Source organism: Isoptericola hypogeus, from assembly GCF_039531145.1.
GTDB lineage: Bacteria > Actinomycetota > Actinomycetes > Actinomycetales > Cellulomonadaceae > Isoptericola > Isoptericola hypogeus.
This window is the reverse complement of sequence record NZ_BAAAPM010000003.1, coordinates 976,845-990,609: the sequence shown is the minus strand read 5'-3', so window position 1 is coordinate 990,609 and position 13,765 is coordinate 976,845. Positions and strand designations below refer to the sequence as shown.

The following is a 13,765-nucleotide window of genomic DNA, read 5'->3' as shown; positions in this document are numbered from 1 at the left end:
AGGGAGCGCCGTTCGGCGTCGACCTCGACGCGGGCGTCGCCTACCTGCCCGCCCCCGACGCGGCCGCCGCCGTCGGGTCGGCGACGACGTCGAGCACCCCGTGGGCGAACGCGTCGCCGAGGGACGGGGAGTGCGAGCCGCCGTCGATCGTCCACAGCTCGACCCGGGCGCCGGCTGCGCACCCCGCGTACGACGCCACCGACGTCTCGGCGCCTGCCAGCCCGGTGTCGAGGTCGAGCGCGCCCGCGGCATCCCGCGGCTCGTCGGCGCAGCCGTCGAGCCGCGCCCAGGCCGCGGCCGAGCCCGGCGCGGACGTGTAGTCGCCGCCCGGGGTGCCGCCGCCGTCGAACGCGATCACGGTGTCCGCGGTGCCGTGCGCCTGCACGACGGTCACCGGCTCGGACGGGGAGCACGCGCCGTCGTCGGCCGGCATCGCCCCGGCGAGCGAGACCGCCACCGTCACGAGGTCGGCGTGGTCGCATGCCATCCGGTACGCCATGAACCCGCCGTTGGAGTGGCCGACGACGGCGACGCGCGCGGGGTCGACCGCGTACGCGTCGGCGATCGTGCGGATCACCTCCGCGAGGTACCCGGAGTCGTCCACGGGTTCGGCGTCGAAGCCGCAGCAGGCGTCGGCAGCGTCCCAGAACAGCCGGCCCGCCGGGTCGGGCGTGCCCTCGGGCAGCGCGTACAGCATCCCGCGGCGCGCGGCCTCGTCGCGCAGCCCGAGCCCCTCGTCGACGCCGGCGGGGGAGTCGCCGAAGCCGTGCAGCGCCACCAGGAGCGGGGCCGGGTCGGACGCGTCGTAGCCGGCGGGGACCGCGAGCTCGACGGGTCGCCCGTCGACCTCGAGGTCCGCGGAGCTCCCCGCCGCGACCGGCGGCTCAGCGTCGGGAGCGGGCGCGGTCGACGACGGCGCTGCGGACGACGGCGCTGCGGACGACGGCGCTGCGGAGGGCGGTGACGACGACGGTGCGGACGTCGGCGCGTCGGGCGGTCCGTCCGTGGCGGGGGACCCGCAGGCGCCGAGCAGCAGCGGGCCGATCAGCAGTGCGGTCAGGAGCGCGAGGGCGGACACGCGGCGCGACGACATGCTCCGAGTGTCGCGCGACCCGCCGCCCCACGGGTGCCGGCCGCGGTGTGCGCCGGTCACGCGGAGCCGGTCAATCGACGCCGGTCACCAGGTCCAGGACCGCCGGCGCGAAGGCGGGGCCCAGCTCGGGGGCGTGGTCCCCGCCCGCGATGGTCCACAGCTCGACCCGGGCTCCGTCGGCGCAGCCCGACCAGGCGGCGACGGTGGTCTCCGGGCCGGGGACGCTCATGTCGAGGTCGCGCCCGGCGGTCGTCACGGCGGGCCCGTCGGCGCAGTCGTCGAGCCGCGCCCAGGCGAGCGCGGTCTCCTCGGCCGAGGGGTAGGCGCGCCCGTCGCGCCGGCCGCCGCCGACGGCGATCACGGGATCCTCCGTACCGTGCACCTGGACGACGCTCACGGGCGCGGACGGGCGGCACGCGTCGTCGTCCGCCGCCGTCGCGCCCGCGAGCGACACCGCGACGGACACGAGGTCGGCGTGGTCGCACGCGGTCCGGTGGGCCATGAACCCGCCGTTCGAGTAACCCACGACGGCGACGCGTCCGGGGTCGACGGCGTACGTGACGGCGAGCTCGCGGACCACGGTCGCGAGGTAGGCGGAGTCGTCGACTCCGGTGGCGTCCCGGTCGCAGCACGCGTCGGTGGCGTTCCAGAAGCGGCGGCCGTCCGAGCCCCGGGTGCCCTCCGGGAGGACGTACAGGACGCCGCGCTCCGACGCCTCGTGCCGGAGCCCCAGCAGGGCGTCCACGCGGGCCGGGTCCGAGCCGAGGCCGTGCAGGACGACGAGCAGCGGCACCGGGTCGGCCGGGCCGTATGCCGGCGGCACGTGGACCTCCACGGGGCGGCCGCCGATCTCCGAGACCCCGGACGTGCCGGCCGCGAGCGCGACGGGCGCCGCGAGCACCACGGGAGGGCCGGGGGTGCCGTCGGGGATCGGGGCCCCGCAGGCCGACAGCAGCAGCGCCACGATGACGACGAGCGACGGGAGGATTCCGCGGGGCACGGGCATGCCGCCGATTGTCGCGTGCGCAGCGCTCGCGGCCTAGGCTGAAACCGATCGGTGGTGGTGCTCCGGTGACGTGGCAGCTGGCACTCGTGGCGACGACGGCCGTGGCGATCGCGGCCCTCGCCGTCCGCTCGTGGCTGTGCTCCGACTCCCACCGGGAGGCGGTCGCGCGGCGTGACCTGCGCCGGCGGGCAGCCCTGGCGGACCCGCTCGTGACGCTCGCCGTCCAGGTGCGGCTCGGCGAGCTCGCCCGAGAGCTGGTCCGGCTCACCGACGACCCGGACGTCTACGCCCGGGCCCACCACTGGCGCGCCGTCCAGGGCGCCTACGACGCCCTGCTGCGCGAGGCCTGCCGGCTGTCCGGGCTGCCGGTGGCGGAGGCGCCGTTGCGTGCGGACGAGCGGGCCCAGGACGACGAGCGCCTGCGCGAGGAGCTGGAGCTCAGCTCCCGCGGCTGGTCCTGGTAGTGCTCTTCGAGCACGCCGTCATGGACGGAACTGTCCCGCGAGACGTCCGAGACGACGTTCTCGAAGAGGACCCGCCCAGACGACGACGTCCCTCCACCCGGGCCGGGCGGAGGGACGTCGTCGTGCGGCTCGCGCTACCTCGTCGCTACAGGGAGGCGAGAGCGGCGTTGAACGTCGCGGACGGGCGCATCACCGCGGCGGCCTTGACCGGGTCGGGGCGGTAGTAGCCGCCGACGTCCGCGGGCGAGCCCTGCACGCCGACGAGCTCGGCCACGATCGTCTCCTCCTGCTCGGCGAGCGCCGCCGCCAGCGGGCCGAACGCGGCGGCCAGCTCGGCGTCGTCGGACTGCGCGGCGAGCTCCTGCGCCCAGTAGGACGCGAGGTAGAAGTGCGACCCGCGGTTGTCGATGCCGCCCACGCGGCGGGTCGGCGACTTGTCCCGGTCGAGGAACGTGCCGGTGGCGCGGTCGAGCGTGTCCGCGAGGACCTGCGCCCGCGCGTTGCCCGTGGCGCCGGCCAGGTGCTCGAACGACGCGGCCAGCGCGAAGAACTCGCCGAGGGAGTCCCAGCGCAGGTAGTTCTCCGCGAGGAGCTGCTGCACGTGCTTCGGGGCGGAGCCGCCGGCGCCGGTCTCGAACAGGCCGCCACCGTTCATCAGCGGCACGACCGACAGCATCTTGGCCGAGGTGCCGAGCTCGAGGATCGGGAACAGGTCCGTGTTGTAGTCGCGCAGCACGTTGCCCGTCACCGAGATCGTGTCGAGGCCCTGGCGGATCCGCGCGAGCGAGAACGCCGTCGCCTCGGCCGGCGCCATGACGTGGAGGTCGAGGCCCTCGGTCTCGTGGTCGCCGAGGTACTCCTCGACCTTGGCGATGAGCTGGGCGTCGTGGGCGCGCTGCGCGTCGAGCCAGAACACCGCGGGGGAGCCGGTGGCGCGGGCACGGGTGACGGCGAGCTTGACCCAGTCACGGATCGCGACGTCCTGCGTCTGGCAGGCGCGCCAGATGTCGCCGGCCTGCACGTCGTGGCGGATCAGCACCTCGCCGGCCGCGTTCACGACCTCGACCGTGCCGTCGGCGGGGATCTCGAACGTCTTGTCGTGCGAGCCGTACTCCTCGGCCTTCTTGGCCATGAGGCCGACGTTCGGCACCGAGCCCATCGTGGCGGGGTCGAGGGCGCCGTTCGCGCGGCAGTCGTCCACGACGGTCTGGTAGACGCCCGCGTACGACGAGTCGGGGATGACGGCGAGGGTGTCGTGCTCCTTGCCGTCCGGGCCCCACATGTGGCCGCCGCCGCGGATCATGGCCGGCATGGAGGCGTCGATGATGACGTCGGACGGCACGTGCAGGTTCGTGATGCCCTTGTCGGAGTCGACCATGGCGAGCGCCGGGCCGTCCGCGAGACCCTGCTCGACGGCCGCCCGGATCGCGGCGCCGTCGGGCAGTCGGTCGACGGCGGCGAGCAGCCCGCCGAGGCCGTCGTTGGCGGAGACGCCCGCGGCCTTGAGCTGGTCGCCGTACTGCGCGAACAGCGCGGGGAAGAACGCCTTGACCACGTGGCCGAAGATGATCGGGTCGGAGACCTTCATCATCGTGGCCTTGAGGTGCGCGGAGAACAGCACGCCCTCGGCCTTGGCACGCTGCACCTGCTCGGCGAGGAACGTGTTCAGCGCGGCGACGGACATGAACGTCGCGTCGACGACCTCGCCCGCCAGGACCTTGAGCCCGTCCTTGAGCACGGTGGTGCCCGCGGGGGTGACGAGGCGGATCGTGAGGGTGTCGTCGGCGGGCAGGACGACCGACTTCTCGTTGGAGAAGAAGTCGTCGTGACCCATGGTGGCGACGTTCGTCCTCGAGTCGGCCGACCACGCGCCCATGCGGTGCGGGTGCGCCTTGGCGTAGTTCTTCACCGACGCCGGGGCGCGGCGGTCGGAGTTGCCCTCGCGCAGCACCGGGTTGACCGCGGAGCCCTTGACCTTGTCGTACCGGGCGCGGACGTCCTTCTCCTCGTCGGTCTGCGGGTCCTCCGGGTAGTCGGGGATCGCGTAGCCGGCGGCCTGCAGCTCGGCGACGGCGGCCTTGAGCTGGGGCGCGGACGCCGAGATGTTCGGCAGCTTGATGATGTTGGCCTGGGGCGTCGTCGCCAGCTTGCCGAGCTCGGCGAGCGCGTCGCCGATGCGCTGGTCGTCGGTGAGCCGCTCCGGGAACTGGGCGAGGATGCGCCCGGCGAGGGAGATGTCGCGCGTGGTGACGGCGACCCCGGCCTTGGCGGCGTACGCCTCGACGATCGGGAGGAACGAGTACGTCGCGAGCAGCGGCGCCTCGTCGGTGTGGGTGTAGATGATCGTGGCGGCCTCGGGCCGGGACTCGGTGGTCATGCGGCGGTGCTCCCTGGGCGAGAGTGGAAAGCTGGAGATTGTTTGACATCAAGATATCTGGCCCCCCGCGGGTGTGTCGAAAAGCCCGGCGGGCGGCGCGGGCCGCGGCGAACTACGGTCGACGCGTGCCGTCGCGTCAGCTCCACCTCGCGCTCACCCCGTCCGACGACGTCGCGGACGCCCTCGCGGCGCTCCGCGCCGAGGCCGGCCTGCCGGCGATGTTCCCCACCGCTGCGCGCGCCGAGGCCGAGGAGGCCGCCGAGTCGGGCGGGACGGACGAGGAGCGGGAGCGGGCGCGGCAGGACCGCCGCGACATCGACCTCGTGACCATCGACCCGCCCGGCTCGATGGACCTGGACCAGGCCGTGCACGTCACGTCGTCGGGGCGCGGGTACATCGTGCGGTACGCGATCGCCGACGTCGCGGCCTTCGTCCGGCCCGGTGGGGAGCTCGACGCCGAGGCGCACCGTCGCGGCACCACGGTCTACGGCCCCGACACCCGGACCCCGCTGCACCCGCCGGTGCTCTCCGAGGGCGCGGCGAGCCTGCTGCCCGACGAGGACCGGCCCGCCGTCCTGTGGACCATCGGGCTCGACGGGGACGGCGAGATCACGAGCGCCTCGGTGGCCCGTGCGCTGGTGCGCTCGCGGGCGAGGCTCACCTACGGGGAGGTGCAGGGAGCGCTCGACGCCGGGACGGCGCCCGAGCCCCTGACCCTGCTCGCCGACGTCGGGCGCCTCCGGCAGGAGCGGGAGCGGGACCGCGGCGGGGTGTCGCTGGAGGTGCCCGAGCAGGAGATCCTGCCGCGGGCCGACGGGTCGTTCACGCTGGAGCTGCGCCGCACGCTGCCCGTCGAGGGCTGGAACGCGCAGATCTCCCTGCTCACGGGGATCGCGGCGGCGGCGATGATGCGGGAGGCCGGCGTCGGCCTCCTGCGGGTGCTGCCGCAGGCCGACGAGCGCGACGTCGCCCGGCTGCGCCGCACGGCGGCCGCGCTCGGTATCAGCTGGCCCGACGACGTCCCCTACGCCCGGCTGATCCCCATGCTCGAGTCGCGGCGGCCCGCGCACGCCGCCTTCCTCGCGGAGGCGACCTCGCTGTTCCGCGGGGCGGGGTACCTGGCGTTCGGGGTCCCTGCGCCCGACGGCGGGGCGCCGGTGGCCCTGCCGGCCGACGCCCGGCACGCCGCGATCGCCGCCGAGTACGCCCACGTCACGGCGCCCCTGCGGCGCCTGGCCGACCGGTACGCCGCCGAGGTCTGCCTCGCGCACACGGCCGGACACGACGTGCCCGGGTGGGTGACGGACGCGCTGCCGGGACTGCCCGCCACGATGACGGAGGCCGGCCGCCGTGCCGGCACGTTCGAGCGCGGGTGCGTCGACGTCGTCGAGGCCGCGCTGCTCGCCGGCCGCGAGGGCGAGTCGTTCGACGGCGTCGTCGTCGACGTGCGGGACGGCGACGAGGGCGCCGAGCGACGCGGCGAGGTCATGCTGCGCGAGCCGGCCGTGCGGGCCCGGGTGCAGGGCGCCGAGCTGCCGTTGGGGGAGCGCGTCCGGGCGACGCTGGCCGAGGTGTCCGTGCCCGACCGCCGCGTGCTGTTCACGGTGGACTGACCCCAGGGTCCCCGCCCACCCCGGCTCCCGCCCGCGGCGCGTCGCCGCGCCCACGGACGCGGCCGGCCGGCCGCGCGGGCGACCTGTGCCGCAGCGCGAGATGACAGTTTGGTAACAGTCCTGCCTTATAACGATTCAAGGTCTAGCGGCAGCCCTGGAGGTATTCGTTAGGTTTCCTTCCCTACGGCTCGACGAGGTACCGCCGCGGCGTGAGGACGCGCCGCCGACTGGAAGGACCAACGATGATCCGAGGGAAGATCCGCGGCCGATGGCTCACCGCCGCCGCCGCGCTGACGAGCGTGACGCTCCTGGCCGCAGGGTGCTCGGGTGCGAGCGAGGGGAACGAGGGCCCCGAGGATGGCGGCGGGAGCTCCGCGAGCGCCGAGGGCGCCGCCACCGAACGCGAGCTGGTGATCTGGGCCGGCTCCCAGACGCCGATCACGGCCAACTTCAACCCGTACAACCCCGCGTCCGTGCTGCACCTGGCCAACGGGGGCATCTACGAGCCGCTCTTCGTCTACAACAAGATCGCGGACGAGCCGCCGACCCCGATGCTCGGGCTCGAGTCGGAGTGGAACGCCGACGGCACCGAGCTCACCGTCACGCTGCGCGAGGGCGTGCAGTGGAACGACGGCGAGCCGTTCACGGCGGACGACGTCGTGTACTCCTTCACCAACGACACGGCCAAGCCGCCGTACCTCGAGGACGCCGTGGCCTCCGACGACGCCACGGTCGTCTTCTCGTTCGACGACCCGCAGTTCACGAACGAGTTCGCCATCCTCGGCAGCACCCTCATCGTGCCCGAGCACGTGTTCGCCGAGCACGAGAAGGACAAGGGCGAGGACGTGGACGGCAACGCGCTGAGCGGCCTCGTCGCGTGGCCCAACGCCGAGGCCCCGGTGGGCACCGGCCCGTACATGGTCGACACCACCTCCGACGCCGCGTACACGGCCAAGGCCAACCCGACCTACTGGGGCGGCGAGCCGAAGGTCGCCTCGCTGCGGTACATCGGGATCGACTCGAACCAGTCGGCGGAGGACCTGCTGACCACCGGCCAGATCGACTGGGCCACGATGTTCGTGCCCCAGCCCGACCGCATCACGTCCTCCGGCGTCTACGGGTACTGGAACACGCCCAAGGACCCGACCGTGCTGTACACCTGCGCCAACGCCGACCGTGGCTGCGAGGGCGAGCAGACCGACGTCGCCGTCCGCCAGGCGCTCAACCTCGCCGTCGACCGCGGCGCGATCGACGAGAAGGCGTTCGTCGGCCTCGCCGAGACGGTCTCGCCCACGTATGCGCTGCTCGGTCGCGACGACAAGTGGATCGCCGAGGGGATGCCCGCCGAGGCGGCGCAGACCGCCGACGCGGCCGCGGCCGCGTCGGTTCTCGAGGACGCCGGCTACACCAAGGACGCCGACGGCTTCTACGGCAAGGACGGCGCGGCGATCGAGCTCACGCTGGCCTCGCCGGACGGCTGGACCGACTACAACAACGCGGCGAAGCTGATCGAGGAGCAGGCTCGCGAGGCCGGGCTCAAGGTCGTCGCCACGACGATCTCCGAGGCCGAGTACGGCGACCAGCGCTTCTCCGGCAAGTTCGAGCTGCTCGTCGGCGGCGTCGTCGGCACCTCGATCGCCGACCCGTACCAGATCTACCGCGACTGGTTCACCGGCGACTTCACCCAGGACGTCGGCACCCAGCTCGGGTCGGGCGAGTGGAACTTCTCCCGGTACGACGACCCGGAGGTCAACGAGGCGGTCGCGAAGGCCGGCCAGACGAACGACGAGGCCGTCAAGAAGGAGGCCTACGCCGTCGTCCAGGAGCACCTGGTCGAGGACGTGCCGTTCATCCCGCTGGTCGTGAACGCCACCCAGACCTTCTACAACACGAAGGACTACGCGGGCTGGCCCACCGAGGAGAACCCGTACGCCTTCCCGCCGGCCTGGGAGAACCCGTCGTCCGGGCTCGTCCTGGGCAAGGTCGGCGGCACCGGCCAGTGAGCCGGTAGCCGGACCCGCACGACCGACTCGAGGAGGAGCCGAATGCTCTCGACGCCGAAGGGTGGCGCACACCCATGACGTTCTACCTGCGACGACTCGCGTTCTACGCGATCACGCTGTGGGCGGCCATCTCGCTGAACTTCCTCATCCCGCGCATGCTGCCGGGTGACCCGTTCACGATCCTGCTGGCCAAGCTGCAGCGCAGCGGTGGGGTCACGCCGTCCGTCGAGAACAGCATCCGGCTCCTCCTCGGGGCCGTGGAGGACCAGACGCTCTGGGAGCAGTACGTCCACTACTGGGGCAACCTGGTCCGGGGCGACCTCGGGGTCTCGGTCACGCAGTTCCCCACGCCCGTCACGGAGCTGATCGCCGGTGCGCTGCCGTGGACGATCGGACTGGTCGGGACGGCGACGGTCATCTCCTTCGTGCTCGGCATCGGCCTGGGCGCCTTCGCCGGCTGGAAGCGCGGCACGTGGGTGGACAGCCTGATCCCGAGCACCACCATGATGCAGTCGCTCCCGTACTTCTGGGTCGCGCTGCTGCTGATCTTCGTGTTCAGCGTGACCCTGGGCTGGTTCCCCATCATCGGGGCGTACGACGTCTTCGAGTTCAACGGCCCCGAGTGGAGCTGGGCCTTCGTGGGGTCGGTGCTCTACCACGCGTTCCTGCCGGCGCTGACGATCGTCATCTCGTCGGTCGGCGGCTGGTTGCTCGGGATGCGCAACATGATGGTCGCCACGCTGTCGGAGGACTACATCACCACCGCCGAGGCCAAGGGGCTGCGCCCGCGGCGCATCTTCATGACCTACGCGACGCGCAACGCCGCCATGCCCTCCCTGGCGGGGTTCGGCGTCTCGCTCGGGTTCGTCGTGGCGGGCTCCCTGGTCATGGAGCAGGTCTTCACCTACCCCGGGGTGGGCAAGCTCATGATCCAGGCGGTGCGCAACAACGACTACGCCTTGATGCAGGGGGTGTTCCTGGTGATCACCGTCGCCGTGCTCGCGGCGCTCTTCATCATGGACCTGATCTACGGCTTCATCGACCCGAGGACGCGGAGCAACAATGGCTGATCGACGCACGCGCTCCGCGCTGACCTGGTCGGGCAAGCTGATCACCGGGGTCGTCTTCCTCGGCGCGATCGTCCTGTTCGCACTGATCGCCCCCCTGCTCACGCAGGACCCGCGCGACTCCGACAACCCGGCCATGCTGCCGCCGGGCCCGGACCACCTGCTCGGCACCACGTCCCTGGGGTACGACGTCCTGGCCCAGCTCGCCGAGGGCGCGCGCGGCTCGCTGATCGTGGGGGTGACCGCCGGGCTCGTCGCCATCGTGCTCGCCCTGGTGTTCGGCGTCGTCGCCGGCTACCTGCGCGGGTGGACCGACGAGGTCCTGTCGCTGGTCACCGGCATCATGCTCGTGATCCCCGGGCTGCCGCTGATGATCGTCATCGCGAGCTACCTCGAGGTGCGCAGCCTGTGGGTCGTCGCGCTGATCCTCGGCGTCACCGCGTTCGCCGGGCCCGCCGTCGTGCTGCGGTCGCAGGCGCGCTCGCTGCGGGTGCGCGACTACGTCGCGGCGGCGCAGGTGGCCGGCGAGAGGGCGCCGCGCGTGATCCTCGTGGAGGTGCTGCCCAACCTGCTGCCGCTGCTGGCGGCGCAGTTCCTGTTCGCCATCCTCATCGCCATCCTCGGCGAGGCGGGCCTGTCCTACCTGGGACTGGGGCCGAACGGCTCCATCACCTGGGGCACGATGCTCAACGACGCGCAGGGCGGCGGCGCGCTGACCCGTGGCGCCTGGTGGTGGTTCGTCCCCCCGGGCCTGATGATCGCGCTCTTCGGGTGCGGGCTGTCCCTGGTCAACTTCGCGATCGACGAGGTCGTGAACCCGAAGCTGCGCCTCGCGCCGGCCGCGGCCAAGCGCGTGCGCAAGGCGCGGCGGTCGGGCCGGGACAAGCTGGGCGCCGCCCGCGACCACGAGCCCGCGCCGAGCACGGCAGCGGGGGAACCGTCGACCAGCCGGTCGGCGGAGGAGCCGCGGGACGGCGCGGCCGACCAGAAGGAGAGGGTCGACGTATGACGGCGACCACGACGGCGGGTCCTCTGACGTCGCCCACGCACGCCGCGTACCTCGCGGGCCAGGACCCCGTGCTCACGGCGAGCGACATCTCGATCACGTACGAGGTCGACCCGCCCGTGCACGCGGTCAAGGGAGCGTCGCTGACGCTGCACCGCGGCGAGATCCTCGGGCTGGCCGGCGAGTCCGGGTGCGGCAAGACCACCCTCGCCTACGGCCTCAACCGGTTGCTCAAGCCGCCGGCGATCCTGCGCTCCGGCGAGGTGACGTTCCACGACGCGGACGGCGCGGACGTCGACGTCGTGGGCCTGCGGGGAGACGCGCTGCGCGCGTTCCGCTGGGACAAGGTGTCGATGGTCTTCCAGGGGGCGATGAACTCCCTCAACCCCGTGATCAGCGTGCGCGACCAGCTGCAGGACGTGATGACCACCCACCGGCCGCAGATGTCGAGGGCCGCTCGGGGCGCGCGCTCCGCCGAGCTGCTCGAGCTCGTCGGGGTCGACCCGGTCCGGCTCGACAGCTTCGCCCACGAGCTCTCCGGCGGCATGCGTCAGCGCGTCATGATCGCCATGGCGCTCGCGCTGAACCCGCAGGTCATGATCATGGACGAGCCGACGACCGCGCTCGACGTCGTCGTCCAGCGCGGCATCCTGCGGGAGATCATGAAGCTCCGCGAGCAGTTCGGCTTCGCCGTCGTGTTCATCACGCACGACCTGCCGATGCTCCTGGAGATCAGCGACCGCATCGCCGTCATGCGGGACGGCGAGATCGTCGAGATTGACACCGCCGAGTCCGTCTACGCGCGCGCCCAGCACCCGTACACGCGCACGCTCCTGGCGTCGTTCCCGAGCCTGACGGGGGAGCGCGGCGCGTTCGTGCGCGGCGGCGGCCCCGCGACCGAGGAAGGGGAAGAGTCGTGAGCACCCTCGAGGTCCGCCACCTGGTCAAGGACTTTCGGCTCAGGCGGGGGAAGCTCCGCGCGGTGAACGACGTGTCGTTCACGCTGGAGCCGGGCAAGACGATCGCGGTCGTCGGCGAGTCCGGGTCCGGCAAGTCCACCGTGGCGCGCATGATCGCGCAGCTCGAGACGCCGACCCGCGGCGAGATCCTGCTCGACGGCGAACCCATCGGCCGCCGCGGACGGGCTGCGGCCGAGTACCGCCACCACGTGCAGATGGTCTTCCAGGACCCGTTCGCCTCTCTCAACCCGTACCACTCGGTGGCGCACCACCTGGAGCGGCCCCTGAAGATCCACGGGGTGGCTCGGGGCGACGCGCTGACGCCGGCCGTCCACGGGCTGCTCGAGCGCGTGAACCTCACGCCTCCCGAGACGTACGCGGCCAAGCGGCCGCACGAGATGTCCGGCGGGCAGCGGCAGCGGGTGGCCATCGCGCGGGCCCTGGCCCCGGGGGCCCGGTTCCTCGTCGCCGACGAACCCGTCTCGATGCTCGACGTCTCCATCCGGCTGGGCGTGCTCAACCTGCTCGCCCGGCTGCAGCGCGAGGAGGACCTCGGCGTCCTGTACATCACCCACGACCTCGCCACCGCCCGGCACTTCAGCGACGAGATCATCGTCATGTACCGCGGGGACATCGTGGAGCGAGGACCGTCCGACCAGGTCATCCTCGACCCGCAGCACGAGTACACGCGGACGCTGCTCGCCGCCGCCCCCGAGCCGTCCCGGCACGGGCACCTGCGGGAGGAGGTGCGGGCCGAGCTCGCCGGCGCGTAGCCGGGTTCGCTCAGGGCCTCCGCGCGGCCGCGACCCGCTGCCGGTGGGCCTCGTACAGCACGATCGCCGCCGCGTTCGAGGCGTTGAGCGAGCTGGCGGAGCCCGCCATGGGGATGCGGATCGTGACGTCGGCCGCCTCCAGCCACGCCCGGGAGAGGCCCGCCGTCTCGTTGCCCGTCAGCAGGAGCGACGGGCGGGTGAGGTCGAGGTCCGCGGCGTCGACGTCGCCGTGCTCGTCGGTGGCGACGACCACGAGCGGCTGCCCCTGGGCGCGGCGGTCCGCCACCCAGGTCATCACCTCGCGGTGCGAGGGGGCGCGCACCACGGGCACGGCGAAGAGCGATCCCGTCGAGGCGCGCACGGACTTCGGGTCGTACGCGTCCGCCGCATGGCCGGTGGTGATGAGCGCGCCGGCGCCGAAGGCGTCGGCGGAGCGGGCGATGGCGCCGATGTTCCCGGGCTGTGTGGGCCGGTCGAACACCACGCCGAGGAACGACCCGTCCACGCGGACGCGCGCGAGGTCGTCGGCAGGCATCTCGACCACCGCGAGCAGCTCGACCGTCCCGTCCGCCTTCTCGGACAGCTCGGCCAGCAGCTGGGGCGACATGGCCACCAGGTCCGCCCGGGTGGACCGCAGCAGCCCCTGTGCCCAGTCGGAGAGCCGCGCCTCGGCGTCGAACAGGAGCTCACGGACCGTCCAGCCGTGCTCGACGGCCAGGGAGATCGGCCGCACGCCCTGGACCAGGAACTCCCCGGCCCGGCCCCGCTTGGTCCGGTTGGTGAGCAGGGTCTGGAGCTGCTGGAACCGGGCGTTGCGGGTGGTGATCTGGCGGGTCGCCACGGAGCCTCCGATGCCTTTCGTCGCGCTGGACGCGCCGGCACACCGCCGGCTCCGAACAGGATGCCCTATGGTGCCGCCATGCCTGCACGACGACGGACGGAGCCGGCGGCGGGCCGCGCGGCGGTTGCCGCCTGGCTGCGCGGCGACGCCGCCCGCGCGGACGTGACCGCGGCGGTGCGGTTCACGCTCGAGGAGCTGGCCGACATCGCGCCCGGGAACGCCGTCGAGGTGCGGGTGCCGCCGGCGGGGGCCGTGCAGGCGGTCGCCGGGCCGCGGCACACACGGGGCACGCCCCCCAACGTCGTGGAGACCGACGTCGAGACGTGGCTCGGGCTCGCCACCGGCAGGCTCCCGTGGTCCGAAGCGGTGTCCGCCGGGCGCGTGCGCGCGTCGGGGGAGCGGTCGGACCTCTCGGGGCTGCTCCCGCTGCAGGCGGCGCGCGAGCGTCGTTGAGATTCACCCCGGCGGCTCCGTGCGAGCGTCGGTGCGTCCAGCTACGTTCGGCGGTATCCGGCATGCCCGCCGGGAGCACGGACGGTGTCGGCCCGTGACCTGGGGTTCGA

General features: G+C 73.2%; 12 protein-coding genes. 8 read left to right on the top strand and 4 right to left on the bottom strand.

Annotation, left to right across the window (positions count from 1 at the left end; translation table 11 throughout):
• Positions 1-40: 40 nt before the first annotated feature.
• Positions 41-1,093: a CE1 family esterase gene (locus ABD254_RS06730; RefSeq protein ID WP_344246863.1), complete on the bottom strand. Its 1,053-nt coding sequence runs from the start codon at positions 1,091-1,093 to the stop codon at positions 41-43.
• A 70-nt stretch (positions 1,094-1,163) separates the two neighbouring features.
• A complete protein-coding gene (locus ABD254_RS06725) occupies positions 1,164-2,099 on the bottom strand; it encodes a CE1 family esterase (RefSeq protein ID WP_344246861.1) in 936 nt (311 codons plus the stop codon).
• A gap of 65 nt (positions 2,100-2,164) precedes the next feature.
• Between ABD254_RS06725 and ABD254_RS06720 the strand changes: the two genes are divergently transcribed.
• Entirely contained in the window at positions 2,165-2,563 is a 399-nt protein-coding gene (locus ABD254_RS06720; RefSeq protein ID WP_344246859.1) for a hypothetical protein, read from the top strand.
• 145 nt (positions 2,564-2,708) lie between these two features.
• On the opposite strand, the gene ABD254_RS06715 is transcribed toward ABD254_RS06720, so the two are convergent.
• A complete protein-coding gene (locus ABD254_RS06715) occupies positions 2,709-4,940 on the bottom strand; it encodes an NADP-dependent isocitrate dehydrogenase (protein WP_344246857.1) in 2,232 nt (743 codons plus the stop codon).
• A 125-nt stretch (positions 4,941-5,065) separates the two neighbouring features.
• Between ABD254_RS06715 and ABD254_RS06710 the strand changes: the two genes are divergently transcribed.
• From ABD254_RS06710 to ABD254_RS06685, 6 genes are all read left to right on the top strand, one after another.
• Positions 5,066-6,553, top strand: coding sequence for an RNB domain-containing ribonuclease (locus ABD254_RS06710; protein WP_344246855.1), 1,488 nt, complete (start codon positions 5,066-5,068; stop codon positions 6,551-6,553).
• Positions 6,554-6,795: 242 nt separating this feature from the next.
• Positions 6,796-8,556 carry an ABC transporter substrate-binding protein gene (locus ABD254_RS06705; protein WP_344246853.1) on the top strand — a complete coding sequence of 587 codons (1,761 nt, stop codon included), beginning with the start codon at positions 6,796-6,798 and terminating at the stop codon, positions 8,554-8,556.
• Between the two features lie 74 nt (positions 8,557-8,630).
• Positions 8,631-9,626, top strand: a complete 996-nt coding sequence (locus ABD254_RS06700) for an ABC transporter permease (protein WP_344246851.1) — start codon at positions 8,631-8,633, stop codon at positions 9,624-9,626.
• Positions 9,619-10,632: an ABC transporter permease gene (locus ABD254_RS06695; RefSeq protein ID WP_344246849.1), complete on the top strand. Its 1,014-nt coding sequence runs from the start codon at positions 9,619-9,621 to the stop codon at positions 10,630-10,632. The genes ABD254_RS06700 and ABD254_RS06695 overlap by 8 nt, the downstream gene beginning before the upstream one ends.
• Complete coding sequence (locus ABD254_RS06690) at positions 10,629-11,549, top strand: ABC transporter ATP-binding protein (RefSeq protein WP_344246847.1); 921 nt, start codon at positions 10,629-10,631, stop codon at positions 11,547-11,549. The genes ABD254_RS06695 and ABD254_RS06690 overlap by 4 nt, the downstream gene beginning before the upstream one ends.
• Positions 11,546-12,361, top strand: a complete 816-nt coding sequence (locus ABD254_RS06685; RefSeq protein WP_344246845.1) for an ABC transporter ATP-binding protein — start codon at positions 11,546-11,548, stop codon at positions 12,359-12,361. The genes ABD254_RS06690 and ABD254_RS06685 overlap by 4 nt, the downstream gene beginning before the upstream one ends.
• Before the next feature lie 10 nt (positions 12,362-12,371).
• On the opposite strand, the gene ABD254_RS06680 is transcribed toward ABD254_RS06685, so the two are convergent.
• Positions 12,372-13,202, bottom strand: coding sequence for a TrmH family RNA methyltransferase (locus ABD254_RS06680; protein WP_344246843.1), 831 nt, complete (start codon positions 13,200-13,202; stop codon positions 12,372-12,374).
• A 78-nt stretch (positions 13,203-13,280) separates the two neighbouring features.
• Between ABD254_RS06680 and ABD254_RS06675 the strand changes: the two genes are divergently transcribed.
• Positions 13,281-13,655 carry a sterol carrier family protein gene (locus ABD254_RS06675; RefSeq protein WP_344246841.1) on the top strand — a complete coding sequence of 125 codons (375 nt, stop codon included), beginning with the start codon at positions 13,281-13,283 and terminating at the stop codon, positions 13,653-13,655.
• Positions 13,656-13,765: the final 110 nt, after the last annotated feature.

Excerpts from the sequence above, each read along its gene's own strand:
- ABD254_RS06730 (WP_344246863.1), bottom strand. The coding sequence starts at position 1,093 with ATGTCGTCGCGCCGCGTGTCCGCCCTCGCGCTCCTGACCGCACTGCTG.
- ABD254_RS06725 (WP_344246861.1), bottom strand. The coding sequence starts at position 2,099 with ATGCCCGTGCCCCGCGGAATCCTCCCGTCGCTCGTCGTCATCGTGGCG.
- ABD254_RS06715 (WP_344246857.1), bottom strand. The coding sequence starts at position 4,940 with ATGACCACCGAGTCCCGGCCCGAGGCCGCCACGATCATCTACACCCAC.
- ABD254_RS06705 (WP_344246853.1), top strand. The coding sequence starts at position 6,796 with ATGATCCGAGGGAAGATCCGCGGCCGATGGCTCACCGCCGCCGCCGCG.
- ABD254_RS06700 (WP_344246851.1), top strand. The coding sequence starts at position 8,631 with ATGACGTTCTACCTGCGACGACTCGCGTTCTACGCGATCACGCTGTGG.
- ABD254_RS06695 (WP_344246849.1), top strand. The coding sequence starts at position 9,619 with ATGGCTGATCGACGCACGCGCTCCGCGCTGACCTGGTCGGGCAAGCTG.
- ABD254_RS06690 (WP_344246847.1), top strand. The coding sequence starts at position 10,629 with ATGACGGCGACCACGACGGCGGGTCCTCTGACGTCGCCCACGCACGCC.
- ABD254_RS06675 (WP_344246841.1), top strand. The coding sequence starts at position 13,281 with ATGCCTGCACGACGACGGACGGAGCCGGCGGCGGGCCGCGCGGCGGTT.